21 protein-coding genes and 1 pseudogene are annotated in these 16083 nt (G+C 55.4%); 3 read left to right on the plus strand and 19 right to left on the minus strand.

Features of this window, described 5'->3' with window-relative positions; genetic code table 11:
* The coding region (locus H2P46_RS23180) for a hypothetical protein (RefSeq protein ID WP_238939082.1) at positions 1 to 93 on the minus strand (93 nt) is incomplete at its 3' end.
* 36 nt (positions 94 to 129) lie between these two features.
* Positions 130 to 1334, minus strand: a protein-coding gene (locus H2P46_RS22365) for an IS3 family transposase (protein WP_420846555.1) whose coding sequence is annotated in 2 segments (ribosomal slippage) — positions 130 to 1040 and positions 1040 to 1334 — 1206 coding nt in all. Because the reading frame shifts where the segments join, the coding sequence is not laid out codon by codon here.
* 341 nt (positions 1335 to 1675) lie between these two features.
* Between H2P46_RS22365 and H2P46_RS22370 the strand changes: the two genes are divergently transcribed.
* Positions 1676 to 3142 carry a hypothetical protein gene (locus H2P46_RS22370; protein WP_193406952.1) on the plus strand — a complete coding sequence of 489 codons (1467 nt, stop codon included), beginning with the start codon at positions 1676 to 1678 and terminating at the stop codon, positions 3140 to 3142.
* A gap of 91 nt (positions 3143 to 3233) precedes the next feature.
* Here H2P46_RS22370 and istB read toward each other — a convergent pair whose 3' ends face one another.
* Entirely contained in the window at positions 3234 to 4022 is a 789-nt protein-coding gene (istB, locus tag H2P46_RS22375) for an IS21-like element helper ATPase IstB (RefSeq protein WP_193406953.1), read from the minus strand.
* The gene (istA, locus tag H2P46_RS22380; protein ID WP_193403243.1) at positions 4019 to 5047 is read right to left on the minus strand and encodes an IS21 family transposase; all 1029 of its coding nucleotides are present in this window, start codon (positions 5045 to 5047) and stop codon (positions 4019 to 4021) included. Before istA ends, istB begins: the two co-directional genes overlap by 4 nt.
* Before the next feature lie 57 nt (positions 5048 to 5104).
* On the opposite strand from istA, the gene H2P46_RS22385 reads away from it, so the two are divergent.
* Together H2P46_RS22385 and H2P46_RS22390 are read left to right on the plus strand one after the other, a co-directional pair.
* Positions 5105 to 5305 carry a hypothetical protein gene (locus H2P46_RS22385; RefSeq protein WP_193406954.1) on the plus strand — a complete coding sequence of 67 codons (201 nt, stop codon included), beginning with the start codon at positions 5105 to 5107 and terminating at the stop codon, positions 5303 to 5305.
* Between the two features lie 139 nt (positions 5306 to 5444).
* Positions 5445 to 6485, plus strand: coding sequence for an IS481 family transposase (locus H2P46_RS22390; protein WP_193403339.1), 1041 nt, complete (start codon positions 5445 to 5447; stop codon positions 6483 to 6485).
* 50 nt (positions 6486 to 6535) lie between these two features.
* On the opposite strand, the gene H2P46_RS22395 is transcribed toward H2P46_RS22390, so the two are convergent.
* From H2P46_RS22395 to H2P46_RS22460, 15 genes and pseudogenes are all read right to left on the minus strand, one after another.
* Positions 6536 to 7366, minus strand: coding sequence for an N-6 DNA methylase (locus tag H2P46_RS22395; RefSeq protein ID WP_193406955.1), 831 nt, complete (start codon positions 7364 to 7366; stop codon positions 6536 to 6538).
* A gap of 42 nt (positions 7367 to 7408) precedes the next feature.
* Positions 7409 to 7672, minus strand: coding sequence for a hypothetical protein (locus tag H2P46_RS22400; protein ID WP_193406956.1), 264 nt, complete (start codon positions 7670 to 7672; stop codon positions 7409 to 7411).
* Positions 7673 to 7757: 85 nt separating this feature from the next.
* Entirely contained in the window at positions 7758 to 8102 is a 345-nt protein-coding gene (locus tag H2P46_RS22405; RefSeq protein ID WP_193406957.1) for a hypothetical protein, read from the minus strand.
* 46 nt (positions 8103 to 8148) lie between these two features.
* Positions 8149 to 8442, minus strand: coding sequence for a hypothetical protein (locus tag H2P46_RS22410; RefSeq protein WP_193406958.1), 294 nt, complete (start codon positions 8440 to 8442; stop codon positions 8149 to 8151).
* A gap of 60 nt (positions 8443 to 8502) precedes the next feature.
* A complete protein-coding gene (locus tag H2P46_RS22415; protein WP_193406959.1) occupies positions 8503 to 8898 on the minus strand; it encodes an ammonia monooxygenase in 396 nt (131 codons plus the stop codon).
* A gap of 422 nt (positions 8899 to 9320) precedes the next feature.
* Positions 9321 to 9464 (minus strand): hypothetical protein, encoded by a 144-nt coding sequence (locus H2P46_RS22420; RefSeq protein WP_238939081.1) that lies wholly within the window; start codon positions 9462 to 9464, stop codon positions 9321 to 9323.
* Between the two features lie 65 nt (positions 9465 to 9529).
* Positions 9530 to 9631 carry a transcriptional regulator gene (locus tag H2P46_RS23185; protein WP_232726296.1) on the minus strand — a complete coding sequence of 34 codons (102 nt, stop codon included), beginning with the start codon at positions 9629 to 9631 and terminating at the stop codon, positions 9530 to 9532.
* 228 nt (positions 9632 to 9859) lie between these two features.
* Positions 9860 to 10027 (minus strand): annotated as a pseudogene (locus tag H2P46_RS23190) (MucR family transcriptional regulator); the annotation flags it as partial.
* Positions 10028 to 10262: 235 nt separating this feature from the next.
* On the minus strand, positions 10263 to 10991 hold the full coding sequence (locus H2P46_RS22430) for a plasmid SOS inhibition protein A (protein WP_193406961.1): 729 nt from the start codon (positions 10989 to 10991) through the stop codon (positions 10263 to 10265).
* Complete coding sequence (gene psiB / locus H2P46_RS22435; protein WP_193406962.1) at positions 10988 to 11419, minus strand: conjugation system SOS inhibitor PsiB; 432 nt, start codon at positions 11417 to 11419, stop codon at positions 10988 to 10990. The genes H2P46_RS22430 and psiB overlap by 4 nt, the downstream gene beginning before the upstream one ends.
* Before the next feature lie 42 nt (positions 11420 to 11461).
* Entirely contained in the window at positions 11462 to 13471 is a 2010-nt protein-coding gene (locus tag H2P46_RS22440; protein ID WP_193406963.1) for a ParB/RepB/Spo0J family partition protein, read from the minus strand.
* A gap of 72 nt (positions 13472 to 13543) precedes the next feature.
* Positions 13544 to 13774 carry a DUF905 domain-containing protein gene (locus tag H2P46_RS22445; protein ID WP_047359683.1) on the minus strand — a complete coding sequence of 77 codons (231 nt, stop codon included), beginning with the start codon at positions 13772 to 13774 and terminating at the stop codon, positions 13544 to 13546.
* 459 nt (positions 13775 to 14233) lie between these two features.
* A complete protein-coding gene (locus H2P46_RS22450) occupies positions 14234 to 14455 on the minus strand; it encodes a hypothetical protein (protein ID WP_193406964.1) in 222 nt (73 codons plus the stop codon).
* Positions 14456 to 14591: 136 nt separating this feature from the next.
* A complete protein-coding gene (locus tag H2P46_RS22455; protein WP_193406965.1) occupies positions 14592 to 15098 on the minus strand; it encodes an antirestriction protein ArdA in 507 nt (168 codons plus the stop codon).
* 401 nt (positions 15099 to 15499) lie between these two features.
* Entirely contained in the window at positions 15500 to 15916 is a 417-nt protein-coding gene (locus tag H2P46_RS22460) for a DUF1380 family protein (RefSeq protein ID WP_193406966.1), read from the minus strand.
* Between the last annotated feature and the right edge of the window lie 167 nt (positions 15917 to 16083).

The following is a 16083-nucleotide window of genomic DNA, read 5'->3' on the forward strand; positions in this document are numbered from 1 at the left end:
TTTGTTGTAGGTGGGCCAGTTGGTGATTTTGAACTTTTGCTTTGCCACGGAACGGTCTGTGTTGTCGGGAGGATGCGTGATCTGATCCTTCAACTCAGCAAAAGTTCGATTTATTCAACAAAGCCGTGGTCAACTAAAACTGGCCACCGCTTTAGAGTTTTTCCAGTATCGATTTTCCGATTCGTTTGGTGGTAGCCCACCGTTATATTCGTGCGGCCTGAGTACGCTGTAATATCCGACGATGTAGTCCCTTATTGCATGGGCAGCATCACTGAAGCTTACGTAACCTGTCACCGGTACCCACTCGTTTTTCAGACTCCTGAAGAAGCGTTCCACCGGACTGTTATCCCGGCAGTTTCCGCGTCGGCTCATACTCTGCCTGATCCGGTAACGCCACAGTAACTGCCGGAACTGCCCGCTTGTATAGTGGCTACCCTGATCGCTGTGGAACATCACCCCGGCTGGTTTGCCCCGGGTTTCCCATGCCATTTCCAGCGCTTTAATGGTCAGTCTGCTGTCTGGAGAGAATGACATTGCCCAGCCGACAGGTTTCCTTGCGAACAAGTCGAGAACAACGGCGAGGTATGCCCAGCGTTTACCTGTCCAGATATACGTCACGTCGCCGCACCACACCTGATTAGGCTCTGTCACTGCGAACTGCCGCTCAGGGTGATTCGGGATAGCGACGTGTTCATGGCCACCACATTTATACCGGTGAGCAGGCTGCTGACAACTGACCAGTCCCGGTTCTTTCATGAGCCTGCCGGCAAGCCAGCGTCCCATTCTGAAGCCTCTCAGGGTTGCCATGGTCGCGATACTTCCTGCGCCAGCAGAGCCATGGCTGATGTTATGCAGCTCCGGAACCTGACTGCGTAATACAGCCCGTCTGCCGTCTGGCTTTTCAGGGCGGTTTTTCCAGTACTTGTAGCTGCTGCGATGCACCCCGAACACGTGGCAGAGTGTGGCCACAGGATACTGCGCTCTGAGTTTCCCGATTAACGAGAACTGTTCAGGGAGTCTGACATCAAGAGCGCAGTAGCCTTTTTTAATATTTCGTTTTCCATTTCAATGCGTTGTAGCTTTTTCTTCAGCTCGCGTATTTCGATCTGTTCCGGGGTAATGGGGGAAGCTATTGGTGTTTTACCCTGCCGCTCATCACGCAACTGCTTCACCCGTCGCGTCATTGTGGACAGACCAGCATTCATAGCGCTGGCAGCATCTGCAACCGTATAGTTTTGGTCAGGAACCAGTTGAGCGGATTCACGTTTGAACTCTGCGCTGAAAATTCTTCTTTTCGTTGGGGCACCTGTAATGTTCTGAGGTGAGCATATCACCTCTGTTCAGGTGGCCAAATTCACTATGCCACTGCACACACTGTTATTATGCAAAAACCATTTTTGATAGTGGGTATGCCGAGCCACATGATATATAACGATCGAGATTAGTGTTCATACTAACACTTTGGTAGCGGAAGCGATGCGGGTTTTGCTGCCAAATCGTTTTCTCAACAAGAGCCACTCCTACGTCATATGTTCTGTGCATAAACGCTGGAGTGATAATCATCAATAACCAACTAAGGGAGAATGCTGAAAGGTTGCTTAAGCGCCCAATCGTTAGATAGCCAGGATCCGCTCACTGGGTCGCTTTGCTAGCGGAATGCATTCATACGATTATTATGTTCGAAACAGCAAAAACTACACCTTCAACCACAATTCATAATTTTTCACAGCCCTCCCTGTTTTCAGACGAAAGAAATTCAACTTTTTCACAATCATTACGAAATGTCTCTAACACGAATAGTAAATTAGTAAGAAGTCCAGATTTAATAAAAGTAGATTTAGATCCCAGCACTAATACAGTTATCACACATCAACCTCAAAGTCTCAACGTGAATACAGAGGATAATCTTGATCGTGTTAGACAACATGAATCCGGTTATCTTAACTTCTTAAAGAATATTGCTCCTGGATTACATAAGTTTATCAACGGCTGCATTACAGATTGTAAGTCAGAGTTAACATTACAGCTGGAAAAATACATCGATGGTAACGCATTGAAAGGAATTCATGGGGAAATTAAAAATGAACTAAAATTGCTAAAAGAAGAAATTACCGAAGCAAAAAATGCAAATGATAAAGAAAGAATCGATAGATTATTTGCCAAAGCTTTGAATTCATTAGAAAAATTAGGAGTCTCATTTGACACAACACAAAAAGCCATGTTATATCTTGCTTTTCAGGGCATAAAAGTACGACAACCTCTTCTGATGGGCCAGACTTACTATACAGCACCTGTTTTTGGTCCTGCTGGCTCAGCAAAATTTGGGTTGCATTTCAACGTGGTACCTCCTTCTATTCTGGATAATTTGCTGGGTAGTAAGGCAAATACAGAAACGCATCTACAGGTGTTTTTGCATAATGAATTGGGTGGCTCAGTCAGTTTTGCTGATATTGGGAACAATATGGGGTGCTTTGGTTATGCTGGATTGATTAGTCATGATGGCCTTGATTTTACACTAAGCAAGGATGGAAAATGGTCACTTGGGAAACCACAGCTAATTGTTGAAAGGGTTATAAGGGGAGAAGGAAATATCGGATGGAATAAAGAGGGTATGAATGTTCAACATACACTGGGAAGCGATTATCTTAGCCAGCGGTTTTTCTCATGTGATAGCGCAGGAATAGCGGCAGCGGCAGCTCATGTGCTCCCTAAATGGGGAGCAGGGGCAGCTAGTTTGGTAGGAATGACATCCGCAGCAGGTTGGGGCTGTGCACCTCTTGCAGCCGCAACCTTTGCATTTCATGCAACCGATCAAATAACTAAGCAAATCAGTGAGTATGTAGGATTTATGAAACCTGCCAAAGAGTTTAGGTTAGTTGAGCTTGCTACGCTAAGTGCGCCTGTGGATGGTGGGTATACTCATAGTTCAGGCTTCGGTTTTCGCGTAATGGCTCGTATGAATGGTGGATTTGGGACATTAAAAAATAATAATCCCCCGCCAGCAGATAATAAATTATCGCTGGAACTAACCAGTACCTCACAAAATGTAAAATCAAGGGAACTGAACAGTACTTCACAAGAAACAGAGTTAAGGCAACGATCTGCATTAAAGCAGAATGAGCCAGAATACTACAGGGTTTAAGCTGTATGAATCGCCACGGATAATCTAGATGTCAATACCGATCGAATTCTGACCCACCCTGCCAAAGTAAAACTGACCCACCCCCTTTGAATCATTCGAGCGTTGTTGCTTTCGTTTTCTTCTGGAGTTGACCGCTTTTCAGCTTATCTTTCAGTCGATAGCTTTGGCCGCTGATTTGGGCGATATGCGCATGGTGAAGCAGCCGATCCAGCATCGCTGCCGTCAGTGTCTCGTCATCACCAAACGTTCCGGACCACTGCGTAAACGGCAGGTTGCTGGTCAGGATCACGCTGCCTGACTCATACCGTTTAGCGACTACCTGGAAGAACAGGTTCGCCTCCATTTTACCGAACGGCAGATATCCCACTTCGTCGATGATCAACAGCTTAGGTTTACCTACGACGCGGTTCAGGTAGCCCTTCAGGTCACCCTGACGATGTGACGCCATCAGTTGCAGCATCATGTCGGCGGCGGTAATGAACCGAATGCTTAAACCCGCCATCGCGGCCTTATAGCCAATGGCGGTCGCCAGGTGCGTTTTGCCGACGCCAGAAGGCCCGAGCAGGACAACGTTCTCCTGACGTTCGATAAATGTCAGACCCGCCAACTCCTGGATCTGACTTCGTGGAACGCCACTGTCATAGGCGTAATCGAACTGCTCCAGTGTTTTTATCACCGGCAGGCCTGATAACCGCAAAAGGGTCTGGCGACGCCGTTCGTTCTGGCCATCATGCTGGAGCTGCAAAACGGCTTCCAGGAAGTCGGCATGCGTGCCGCTGTTGTCGATGGTCGCCTGTGCCACACCCGGCCACTCTGCCGGCAGGCGGTCGAGCTTGAGTTGCTCGCAGAGCGCGGCAATACGATCATGTTGAAGGTTCATGCTGGCACCTCGAGCAAGGCCTGGTACGTTGCCAGAGGATGTTGCAGGCTCTCGGTCGGCACCGGACGCTGGCTGAGCGCTGGGACAGGTGCAGGCAATGCCAACGTGACCTTCGGTAACGGCAATAGCGCAGCACGCTCGCGCGGCATGCGCTGCTCAGGCGGTACGCCTGTGGTGCCATGCACTCGTGTGTTCGCGACGGTGACCAGCCACTCGCCGATGCGTGTGTTGGCAGCAGGTACATCCAGTACCAGCCCGGCCTGCCGGAAGGTCGCGGTAAGAGGCACGATAAAGCTGTTCTTGAGGTAATGGTTAAACCGCTCAACCTTACCCTTGGTCTTGGCGCGATAGGGTCGGCAGACCTTGGGAGTAAAGGCATACTTCTCGGCGACGTGCATCAACTGCGGGTTCCAGCGATGCTTACCGGGGCCGTAGACATCGCGCTCAATGATGATGGCCTTGGCGTTGTCGAACAGCAGCTGATGCGGCGTCCCGCCGAAGAACCTGAGCGCAGACTCAATGCCGTCACACCAGGCAGCGGAGTCCTGGTTGCTGTAAAACTTGACGAAAGTCGCGCGGCTCCAGCCCAGCGTGGCGACAAAGGCCAGCAATGGGTTATGACCGAGTCTGATGATGGTGAAATCAACTTGCATCTGAAAGCCAGGCTCGGTCTCGAAGCGTGTTACCTCTTCAGTGACGGGCTGCTTAATGGGGTGCAGGAAAGCGGTCAGCATGCTGTAACCACCCTCGTAACCACGCTGACGGATCTCGCGCAGCAGCACACTGGCGGGTATCCAGAGGGGCCTGGCAGCGGCCACGCGCTCAAGGATATAGGTCTTGAACGGGTCAAGCTTGCAGGGTCTGGGTGCGCGAGGCTTGTAGCGCATATCCGCTACGGGCAGCGGGCTACGAATATATCTGCGAACGGTCTCACGAGAGCATGAAAGCTGGCGCGCGATGGCGCGTATCGACATGCCCTGACGGTGTAAAACACTAATCTCCACTCTGGTCTCCAATGTCATCATTGGCAGTGCCTTAAAACTGCCATTTTTACCCTAGGTGGGTCAGATTTACATCGGCAGGTGGGCCAGTTTTACATCGGTAGCGACACCGTACCGCAGGCGGGGACATGGAACTGGGACGAAGTCATCGGCGATATCGTTCTGCAGGCGCGCCGCTGCGCGGCGACGCAGGCAGATACCCCGGTTCATTTAACGGCCCGTTCAGGCGGGATGATGCGAAAGCTGGCTCGTTTGTATAAAACGCTGTCCGGGCGGAGCTGATACAGGCACCCGTACAGAGTGGCATCAGTAGCTAACCTGTATTAGTCGCGACTTGATCTGACACTGGACCTTGAAAGGTTGAGAGTTACCGGTTTTGATATGGGTGTCTAATCCTTATACAAAACACGAGGTAACTCTCATGCTTCATACTAACAATCCCATCATCAAACACAAAGCCGGCCTGCTCAATCTGGCCGAAGAACTCGGTAACGTATCAAAAGCCTGTAAAATCATGGGGGTGTCACGCGACACATTCTACCGCTACCAGGAGCTAGCTGAAGAAGGCGGCATTGACGCGCTGGTTAATCAAAACCGTCGGGTACCCAACCTGAAGAATCGGGCCGATGAAGCCACTGAACGGGCGGTTGTTGAGTACGCCGTTGAGTTCCCGGCCCACGGTCAGCACCGGACCAGTAATGAGCTGCGTAAAAAAGGCGTGTTTATCTCCGGCAGCGGCGTGCGCTCCATCTGGCAACGACATGACCTGGAGAACTTCCGTAAGCGGCTGAAGGCGCTTACGGAAAAGGTCGCCAGAGAAGGCATTGTGCTTACCGATGCTCAAATCGCCGCACTGGAGAAGAAGGTGCACGATGACGAAGCCTGCGGTGAAATCGAAACGGCTCACCCGGGTTATCTGGGGTCGCAGGACACCTTCTACGTTGGGAATCTGAAAGGCGTTGGCCGCATCTACCAGCAGACGTTCGTGGATACGTACTCGAAAATGGCTCACTGCAAGCTGTATACGAGTAAAACGCCGATCACTGCAGCCGACCTGCTTAATGATCGGGTACTGCCGTTCTATGAGGCTCAGGGGCTGCCGATGCTGAGAATACTGACCGACAGGGGCACAGAGTACTGCGGTAAAGTAGAGCAACATGATTATCAGCTGTATCTGGCCATCAACGATATCGACCATACGAAAACGAAAGCGATGTCCCCGCAGACGAACGGTATCTGCGAGCGCTTCCATAAAACCATTTTGCAGGAGTTTTATCAGGTTACGTTCCGCAAGAAGCTATATGCAGACCTGGAGAGCCTGCAAATGGATCTGGACAACTGGTTGTGGCATTATAATAATGAGCGAACTCATCAGGGGAAAATGTGCTGCGGGCGTACGCCAATGGCCACGTTACTTGATGGAAAACGGGTCTGGGCAGAAAAGAATCTGAACCAGATTTAATCTGACAGACACCTGTATAAATAACCGGTAACTGTCAGATCAGGTCTGAGCTAGTACACCTTATTCATACCGCGCAAAAATTCGCGCATGGCACTCACCCGGCGCTGGTCTTCCAGGCGTTTGTCAAAGTTGTTGATATAGTACACGGGCGTATAGCGAACCCTGTTAAGCTGCATTGTGAGCGTATTGCCCGTGACCACCTCCGCAGGAATACCCAGCAGGGAAAGCTGAATAAACGCCATATCGGCCGCAACAGGATCGATATCGATGCAGCTACCGAACATATGCTCAGACGGGTTATAGCCTGCCTCCAGCAGATATTCCGCATACGCCACAATCATTCCCGCCGCACCGCTTGCCGGATCGCTGACGGTCACGAATCCCTCACGGCGTATCGTTTCGTCGACGTCCGGCATCAGCAGCCTCGCCAGCAGTGACTGGACGTGATACGGCGTGAAATACTGTCCGTTGCGGTCGTCGCCAAGCTCAAGCTCCATGAAGATCGCGCCGAGGAAGTCGTGGAATTTGGCCTCCAGTGCGCAGACCATCAGGCAGAAGAGCGTATGCAGGTTGCTGATATCGCTCTCGCTGTACTTCGCGCAGATTTTGCGGCTCTGCTCAATATTCTCCGGCGTTCTTATCCGCGCCATATCCAGCTCGCTGGCGGCCAGCGTGATAAAGTCGCTGAACACCTCCCAGCGGCGCAGGCTGCGGGCGGTATCCCTGAACACGCTGATAAACTGGCGGCGGGCCTGGTCGATTGTCATCATCCGGTGCGGTATCGGCTGCGCATTCACGGTGGGCAATACGGGTTTAGCGGGTGTTAAGGGTGCGGCTTCTCTCGCCTGATCAAAGAAGCTGGCAAAACTGAGTTGAGACATATTTCCTCCTTAAATGCCGCCCCCTGCGGGGCGGCACCTCCGTCAGTTAAATGCGCGCTTCAGTTCGAGCGTGCGTAACACCTGCCCCCACTCGCTTCCGCGCATGGCAGGAATGCGAACGGAGCGCCCCTTTCTGCGGCACTTTGCGATATGTCTCCCCAGCGCCCGCATTTCGGTGCTGAGTGCCTCCGGTGCGATTTCGCCGCGCTTAATCCGCACCTGCTTTTTAGGCGGCTGATTTTCCGCCTCGCAGATCTGGACATACAGGGCGGTCGGTGTAACAATCGAAACTTCACTGAATTGCATTGGTTTTTTCCTTTTGGTGAAGGCCGGATTAATCGTTGCAAGCGGGTAAATCCGGCGGGATATGGCAGACGAAAGTCTGCCTTTTTCATTTCTGGCGCTGCATTCCCTCCTTAACGCGTGCCAGAATCTCCGCGTGGTCAAGGTTGCTGTAGTCACGCATCCGGTAATAACGGATACCGATCCGCGCGTAGATTTCGGTCACATTGCCGCAGACCATTTCCGCCAGCATGAAGGTTTCACACTCGCCGTTCTCACTGCTGCGCCAGTTCATCGGGTACATCAGCCCCAGCGCATCATGGAAGGCGTGAACGTCGATTTCGACGGGCGCGGTCAGATATGACTTTTCGCGGCTCAGCCAGTACGCGCGTTCGGCCTCACTGGTCGCGTAAATACCTGCTTCGGCACTGGATTCGGTCAGATTTAAGTGCATGGTTTATCTCCTTCTGGTTAATGGAGTTGATGTTTCGCCGTGGTGGTTATTCGTCGAACGTGATGCCGGAAAAATGCGCCATCAGATGCAGCGTGTCGGCAATGTCATCGACTTTCTGCTGAATGGCTGGCGTGGCTTTCAGGATGCGCGTTACAGCGGTTCTGAGTTCGCCCATATAGCGGTTTGCAGACTCGCCCAGCGCCGTTTTGTCTGTATCGCTCTGGTACTTCATCAGGGCTTTACTGACGAGGGTTTGCAGGGTATCAAACTCGCTGAGCGCGCTTTTCTCCCATGCGTCGAAGCTGAATGTGCTGTTCATGTTACCGTTGCTGATGCTCATGATGTTTCTCCGTTGTGACTGGCGGCATCCCCTGCCGCCGTGGCTGACATTTAAGGGTGCTTACTCGCTGAGCATGGCGCATTCAAAGGCCATACAGTCTTTCAGGCTCTTGTCTGCATACGCCCATGCCGCCCGTCCTGTTTCTCCGTATAACCGCACCGCCTGAGCCTTAGCCTGTAGCCACGGCTGGACAATGTGGAATGAGAGAAGCGGCTTGCGGGTGTGCCAGTTCATCACGCCCTCGTTCCAGACGTTTTTACTCATGGCGCACAGGATGTTGCAGACTTCTTCCGCCTCGTCGTCCTCTGACAGTTGCAGGTTCCAGACCTGACACAGCTCCAGCAGGAATGACTTTTGCTCTGCGATAACGCAGGCCAGACGCGCATCTGGGTCTGAACCCCATCTTTCGGAAGATTCTTTGGTGGCGGTTTTGACGTTGACGTTCTGTGTGTTCATCCTGCTTTTCCTTCTGTCTGGTGGTTTATCCATCTCTCGGTGAGTTCCCTGGCGGCAAAGGGCAAAGGAGCAACGGCGGGGCGGCAGGAGAAGGGCGGAGACAAAAGTTTTTGCGGTCCTTCGCAAAAACTTTTGGCGGAGTTCATTTCACCCTTCGGATGACGACACGACGGTGCTACGACAAGCCCTCCGCCCGGGGACTTAACGGGAGAGGGCTCGCCAGAGGTACGGGGAGAGGATGAACACACCCGACACGGCGGAACGACGGGGCGTCAGAGGACTGTCGGCAGTTTTACCGCCGACAGGGTGAAGCGGCGCGTCCGTTTACGGACGCAGCAAGCGCAGGGGTTGACGTTGCGTCAGGATGGACGCCCGCAGGGCAGAGACAGCTTGCTGGCTCTGTTCACGACAGCCGTGTCCCGTCAGGGACGACGCCCGTGTATTGCCGTTTCGGTGAAAACAGCCAGTTCATTAGCCAGACCCGCCAGCGTATACCGTTTTTTATCCAGTACATTAGCCCGCAGCAGCAGCAGGCTGTTAACCAGAAAAGTGTCCAGCACCGGCATTCTGCGCAGACATTTAATGATGTTATCCGAAAAGCATGTGTGCAAAAGAAAATCCCGACAGGCCGTCAGCCATCTTCAGCCTGCCAGCGATACAGACAGCTCAGGGACAGGTTCAGTTCATCAGCAATACTCCGCACATTTTCACCCGTTTCGTTGCGGGCCTTCATTCTGCGCACGGCCTCCCGCCGGATCTCTGCGCTGACCCTTTTCACGGCAGGGGAGATTTCCCATATCCGGTTTAGGGTCGCCGTTCTGGAGGACGACTTTTGCTGTAGTGCTGAGGGTCTGCTTCGCTCTTTTATCCTGGCGTACCCTTCCGCCATCATTCTGACCTGCAGGTCAGGGTCCAGCTCGCCGCTCCGGATACGTCTGATAACGTTGTCCCGGCATCTGGCTGAGTGTTCGGCACTGGCAAGCGGGACATGTTTCGCTATACCCCAGCGCTCGCGATATTCACTTACCGACATCTCATGTGTCATACGCAGATGCGGGGCCAGGAAGGAAAACGCCCTGCCGCACTCCCTGCAGACAATGTTCCCCCGCGTATTCCGTTCTGTTGCCATCACTCCACCTCCCTGCCGTCACCGTATCCCTCAGCCCAGTCGATAATCTGCGTATCAAGTACGTCCAGCTGCTTCTCCACTTCTTCGGCCAGCATGTTGAAGTCGCACTCCAGACCACCACTCAGGCCATCCCACTAAACCGACATATCGATGAGCTTGTTTATCATCGTCTTCAGGCGTTTACATTGACTGCGGGCAATTTTCAGTTCCTGCCCGTACGGATTTGCTCTCCTGCTCATGTCCCCTCCCGGAATGTCAGCTTGTTCGGTACCATCCAGTGCTCCAGCTGTCGTACGGGAACGGAAGCCTCTTCTGTCAGCAATCCGGCCTCGAACACCATGCTCCAGAGCGGTTCGCGGGCAAATTCATCACGCTCCAGCGCCGACAGGGAAGGAAAGCGCTCGCTCCAGCGCCAGAACATCTCCTCCAGGTCGTACTGGCGCAGCTCAGTCCCCGACCAGCGTGCGCTCCAGCTGCTGACCGTTTCCGGTGTATGGAATGCCAGCTCAATCTCCGCCTGCCCCGCCAGCGCCTGGTACGCCGTTTCGCGCTGGCACGCTTCCTTACGGCGCTGGCGGGTGTATTTTTCATCCCGCAGGGCGTCCTGACAGCGAACGCGCTCGGTCTGCTGAAAGGCCACCTCCGGAAAGAGGCGCTGACCCGCACCAACGGGAAGCGGCAGCCAGCAACGCGTCCCGCGACTTTCAATCAGCGCATCGATGGCACTGAGCCAGCTGTCCCTGCTTCCCCGCAGCTCCCGCGCCGTCAGCACCGGCGCAAAATGATGGATTTCCCTGATAGTGATGCGTGTGCTGCCCGTGAGTCGCCGGAAAAAGGCGCTGGCATACGGATACATCGTGGACACCGCGCCGCGCGACCGCCGGCGTTCAACCTCAGCGATAGCCTCCATCGCGGCGCGTCGCTCAGGGCTGAAGGGAACCAGTGACAGGTTTGCAGGTATCATGCCGCGCCCTCCGCTGCCAGAATACTGATGATGCTGGCCTGACTGTATCCGTCCGCATCGAGACGCGCCGTCAGGCTGACGGTGTGGCTGATAAGCTCCGGCTGGTAGCCGCTCAGGGTACGAATGACGGAGAACGGGCGACCGCTGGCGGGCACGAACACCACCATCCACGCCGGACTGATGGCACCTGGACTGCACACGGCAATATGGTAGTTGCCGTGCGGGGGCGTAAAGCGCACCTGCACGGGGAAGAAGCCGCCGAACTCGCTGCGGTACTCGCCGTTCACATCCCAGTTATCAGGGCAGGACAGGTCACGCATAACGGCGTGGGTCAGTTCGCGGCGAAAGTCTTCGCCGCTGTCCCGCCAGTCCTCAAACTCATCAAGGGACATCGTTTTCAGTACATCGGGGGTAAGAATAGTGCGCATGGGTATCTCCTTATTGCCGCCCCGCAGGGCGGCTCTCCGTTATCAGGCGGCGTGTGCCGTGTTGGTGGTGTCGTTGCCAGTGCTGTCGGTATCTGAAGCAGCGTCGTCAGCATCGGCCTTACCTGCTGACTCCGGTCCTTTGAGCCATGCCGGAACCCAGCGGGTGTGCTGCATAAAGTGCTCCGCATGCGCTGCTGCATCGCCCTTCTTCATCTTCTCCGCGTCACCCGCCGCGCCCGTCAGCCCCGCCTCTTTCAGGGAGGCGACAATCTGCGGATGTTTCAGGCTACCGAAGTAGTTGTCCTTCGGCGGCTGCCACCAGTCGCGCAGGTGGAAGCCGATTGCCGCCTCGACCGTATCGAGGGTACTGCGGGAGGTGTGCCCCATATCGCGGGTCTGTACCCCGTCAACGGAACAGGCCGTGCAGAAGGCCATCAGCGACATCAACACCCCGCCGTCAAGGGCAAAGAAGGTGGTGAAGTCCTTCTCCCACCCTTCCGGCAGCAGGGCTTTCAGCCTTGCCCGTTCGGTCATGAGCATCTCAAACGCTGCGCCATTCTTACCGGACGGGGCGTTCTCCGTCAGGCTGCCGTGGGACACGGTCAGACTGATACGGAACGGGTGCGTCGTGGTCAGACAGCCTGAAAATACGCAGGTACACATGCGCCAGACCATCAGCGCCACTGCCTTTTCGGGCTGCTGCATCAGCGCCGCCTGTACTGCCAGCGTACGCTCGGAGGTCATTTTCGTGAGCAGCGGAACGCTGATCCCCTCTGCGGCGTCGGGCTGGCGTGAGGTGAATGGCACCGTTACGCTGCTGGTTACGGTTTCTTCCGGCATATCCGCTTTCAGGCGCACACCGCGCTGCACGTACACCTGCCCTTCGTACAGGCTGACCATCACTCCCGCGCCTGACTTCATGTCGTCAGTCCACGCGCTGGCTTCTGCCGCCTCCTGAATGGCGAGGATGTCCGCTTCGATCGCATCTGACTCGTCGCAAACGCTGTCATATGTGTCGTACTGCTCCCGCAGCGCATCAAGACGCTGCTGTTGTTCAGGGGTGTACACCGGATCGGGTTCAACAGGCTGAACGAACTCTTTACCGTCTTCGCCGTGGTACCAGATGCGGGCTGCGCGTCCGCGACTCCATGCCCAGCCCTCACGCTGCTGAATGTCCAGAGCGATACGCTCCAGCTTCTCCTGCACCAGACGCTCAACCAGCACGCTGTCTGCCGTGCCGTCGCCCTCGTCCTGGCTGAACAGGTCTTCACGAACGTAACCCCCTGCCGCCTCATACGCTTCGCGCCCGATAAACCGGAATTTGGTGTTGTCGGTGCGCATCTCGGTTTCGGTAATGGCGCGTTTAATCAGGTGTGCGGGTGCGTTCGACCAGCTGGCCTTCACGCTTTCAAATACCTCAACCTGACGGGCAGGATCGTCCTCGAGACAGAGCGCCTGACACTGCTCAACGGTCAGTTCGTCCTGCGCGAGCTTATCCATCAGGGACGGGGCGAGGTTTGCCAGCTTCAGCATGCGCTGCACGTGGCGGGAGCCGAAGCCGAGGGCGTCGCCAATCTGTGCGGGAGTTTTGCCCTGCCCTGCCAGCGTACGGAAACCTGCGATTTGCTCAGCGGGATGCATGGCGGCGCGCTGCTCGTTCTCCGCGATGGAGGCAAGGGCAGCAATGTCGTCTGAGACGCGCTTCACCATGACGGTATGATCGGCCGCAAGACGATCTTCCTGCGCCAGCAGATTCAGGGCAGTCAGTCGGCGGCCACCTGCGGCCACGCCGGATTGTCCGTCCGCGAGGGTGTGAACAATCAGGTTCTGCAGCAGTCCGAGCGCCTCGATGGAGTCAGCCAGACCGCGAACGCTGTCCACGGAATACGGGATGGTGCGCACGTTCAGCGGGGATTTAGCGAGACTGGACAGCGGAACATACTCGATGACAGCGGCCTCAAGGGCGGCTTTCAGGGCTTCTTCCTGCGCCTTCGTGATTTTTTTGCTGCTCGCTTTTTTGGGTGCTTTTGCTTTAACATCGGTTACTGACATAGTTGATACCTCACTGGATATTGATGATTGTCTGGCCCTGCGGAGTTCGCGCTCCGGCAGGGCACCTCTTTCTTACTGCGGCTTGCGGATACCGTAGTCCGCGATATAACGGTTGAGCCAGTACGTGCCGCCCGGCTCAAAGTTCCACGTGCGCCAGACCATTTCACCGTCCTTACGGACAACCAGACGAAAATGCGAACCCTGATCGTCCTCTATCGCCACGTTGGTGTACTGTGACGCAACGGCCTCAGCCTGTTCGCGGGTAAAGGTGTCGTCGGGTAAAACCGCCAGCGCCTCGCTCATTTTGCTCCTCCTTCTGAACCTGTTTTGCTTTTAAAAAACCATCACCCGTTGAGTTGCCGGGGCCGCGGTTTTGACGTTTTGCGGGGACCTGCTGAACGCCCCCGCTGGTTGTTACCTTCACCCGTTTGAGAGCCGTTCGCCGCAGGGGCGTAAACCAGCGCGGGCGATGGCGGATGTCCGGGGCGCGGTTTACCGCGTGCCATTTACCCTGGACAGCTGACAGCGGCTGTGCTTGTCTCAGCCCCGGCGAAAGGACTCAAAAGGGTGAAAAAACCAGGCAAGGAATGAGCAGGAACCCGCCGCAACGACGGAACGTGCGGGCGCGAAACGGCGTTGCCCTGAAGAGGCCCGGCAGCATTACCGCCGGGCTGGTGAGAGCGGCGCATCCGTTTACGGATGCAGCAAGCGTGATGTTGAACCTGCGACAGTGCGATGGAAGCCCGACAGGGCGGAGACGGTTTACCGGCTCCGTTTACGACAGCGCCGGTTCCCGCCAGGGAAGTCGCCCACAGTCATATCGCCCGGGAAGAAAAGCCGACAGGACAGCGATATCAGCCAGTACGCCATCACCATCACCATTACCAACGGCAACGGCAACGGCAACGGCAACGGCAACGGCAACGCAGGCATTATCGCCAGAACAGAAATAACGCCGACCCGCTGCAGTACACCGGTATTCATACCCTGACACCACAGGTACATCAGACACTCGCGGAGATGCGCGGCGCCGCAGGCGCAGCGAACTTCGCCAGCAGGCAGAGCCTGCCTGGGTTTTCCCCGCGGGCTGACAGGCGGCTGAACCGCCTGCCGGGGAAAATCAGTTGCTGAAGACGTAGCCGTCATGGAATACATAACCGCTGCTGAACAGGTCACGCGCCCAGGCTTCAAAATCGAAATAGCTGCGCAGCGGCTCCGGCACCTCATTCAGCAGGCCGTTGTCTTCAGCCATTTCACGCGCATAGTCCTCCTCGCTCTCCGCCTCGCCGCGATACGCATCGTCAAACGCGTCATAGTCACACTCGCCGGTATACTCCGCCCAGGCGATAAAAGCGGCTTCCCTGCCCTCTTCTTCGGCACGTTTGTAAGCGGCGATAAAATCCCAGTCAATGGAGCTTTCAGAGGCAAACTGTGACGGAATGCCTTCCCAGTCCTGGAACATAAATTCTGCGTCCCATTCATCGGCGTGCAGCGCCTGGCAGGCCTCGTAAAAATCCTCCCTGCCGTCAAACTCCGTCAGGTCAAACCATTTGCCAAAAATGCTGCCGCAGTTGTATTTGTGATACGTACCCACGTAAACAGCCGGTGTGGTGGTCGTAGTGCTCATAGAAAATCCTCCATAGTCGATGTCGTCTGAGTTACGGCTTACGCCGTGCCGACACGACAGCCGGGCGAAAAGCGGAGGATGCAAGGGCGTCACCGAAGCCGCAGCGCAATAAAAAAAGCAGGAGCAGGCTGGACGGTTTGACGGCGAAATTTGAGCCGGAAAACAACGGGAAGACGGTGGATAACGTATGAAATAAACTGCGACCGGGTGAAGGTGACGGCGTTTACGCGTCCCTTGCATCAGCCGCGGCCCGGCTACAGTAGAGGCACGGCGTTTGCCGCAGGCCGCACGAACGTCACTCACCGCGAAGCCGGAACAGCGTGGAGGATGAGCCAGAAAAGCGGAGCGGCCGCGCGACATCCGAATAAGAAAAAGCCGGAGGCTATCCCTCCGGCATCGCCTCACGCTGCCAGCAGCGCTTTCAGCACCTCCACGTCCGCCATTCCCTGACGGATGCGCGCGGGTGTCGGCCCGCCCGCCTCCCATGCCAGCCCCTCCTGGTGAACCAACTCGCGTTCTGCGTCACGCACCAGGCGCGAAAGCACCTGCGCCGGAACCATCACCTGCCGGTTAACCGCTTCACGGTGGCGGGTCAGCAGATCGCACACCGACGCATCCGTGACGCCTTCCCGGCGATACACCTTCATGTCGCTGTTGCCGACCGTTTCCAGCAGGGCCGTAATCTCGTCGTCTGTTGGTCGCAGTTCCCGGCACGCGGAGTGAATCCCCTCCTCCGTCCAGACCAGCAAAGCCAGGGGTTCATCGTGGGTAAACATCCGCGCCAGTTCCTCACAAAGCGCTTCTCGGGTTCCATACATGGGTAATCTCCTCAAAATCGGGTAAGAAGGCCGGGCGGAACGTAAGCGTCTCATCCAGACCGTCTTTTATTTTTGCCCGCGTTTCCTACCATGGACACTTTCGCGAACATGGACACTACCGTGGACAAAAATACGCCTTACACCAGAAGACCATGGATCTTCACAGC

Source organism: Mixta mediterraneensis (assembly GCF_014946725.1).
GTDB classification, from domain to species: Bacteria; Pseudomonadota; Gammaproteobacteria; order Enterobacterales; family Enterobacteriaceae; genus Pantoea; species Pantoea mediterraneensis.

Bases quoted from the DNA above. Each gene is read 5' to 3' on its own strand.
- H2P46_RS22370 (WP_193406952.1), top strand. From the start codon at position 1,676: ATGTTCGAAACAGCAAAAACTACACCTTCAACCACAATTCATAATTTT.
- istB (WP_193406953.1), bottom strand. From the start codon at position 4,022: ATGAACCTTCAACATGATCGTATTGCCGCGCTCTGCGAGCAACTCAAG.
- istA (WP_193403243.1), bottom strand. From the start codon at position 5,047: ATGATGACATTGGAGACCAGAGTGGAGATTAGTGTTTTACACCGTCAG.
- H2P46_RS22390 (WP_193403339.1), top strand. From the start codon at position 5,445: ATGCTTCATACTAACAATCCCATCATCAAACACAAAGCCGGCCTGCTC.
- H2P46_RS22395 (WP_193406955.1), bottom strand. From the start codon at position 7,366: ATGTCTCAACTCAGTTTTGCCAGCTTCTTTGATCAGGCGAGAGAAGCC.
- H2P46_RS22400 (WP_193406956.1), bottom strand. From the start codon at position 7,672: ATGCAATTCAGTGAAGTTTCGATTGTTACACCGACCGCCCTGTATGTC.
- H2P46_RS22405 (WP_193406957.1), bottom strand. From the start codon at position 8,102: ATGCACTTAAATCTGACCGAATCCAGTGCCGAAGCAGGTATTTACGCG.
- H2P46_RS22410 (WP_193406958.1), bottom strand. From the start codon at position 8,442: ATGAGCATCAGCAACGGTAACATGAACAGCACATTCAGCTTCGACGCA.
- H2P46_RS22415 (WP_193406959.1), bottom strand. From the start codon at position 8,898: ATGAACACACAGAACGTCAACGTCAAAACCGCCACCAAAGAATCTTCC.
- H2P46_RS22420 (WP_238939081.1), bottom strand. From the start codon at position 9,464: ATGCCGGTGCTGGACACTTTTCTGGTTAACAGCCTGCTGCTGCTGCGG.
- H2P46_RS23185 (WP_232726296.1), bottom strand. From the start codon at position 9,631: ATGAAGGCCCGCAACGAAACGGGTGAAAATGTGCGGAGTATTGCTGAT.
- H2P46_RS22430 (WP_193406961.1), bottom strand. From the start codon at position 10,991: ATGATACCTGCAAACCTGTCACTGGTTCCCTTCAGCCCTGAGCGACGC.
- psiB (WP_193406962.1), bottom strand. From the start codon at position 11,419: ATGCGCACTATTCTTACCCCCGATGTACTGAAAACGATGTCCCTTGAT.
- H2P46_RS22440 (WP_193406963.1), bottom strand. From the start codon at position 13,471: ATGTCAGTAACCGATGTTAAAGCAAAAGCACCCAAAAAAGCGAGCAGC.
- H2P46_RS22445 (WP_047359683.1), bottom strand. From the start codon at position 13,774: ATGAGCGAGGCGCTGGCGGTTTTACCCGACGACACCTTTACCCGCGAA.
- H2P46_RS22450 (WP_193406964.1), bottom strand. From the start codon at position 14,455: ATGAATACCGGTGTACTGCAGCGGGTCGGCGTTATTTCTGTTCTGGCG.
- H2P46_RS22455 (WP_193406965.1), bottom strand. From the start codon at position 15,098: ATGAGCACTACGACCACCACACCGGCTGTTTACGTGGGTACGTATCAC.
- H2P46_RS22460 (WP_193406966.1), bottom strand. From the start codon at position 15,916: ATGTATGGAACCCGAGAAGCGCTTTGTGAGGAACTGGCGCGGATGTTT.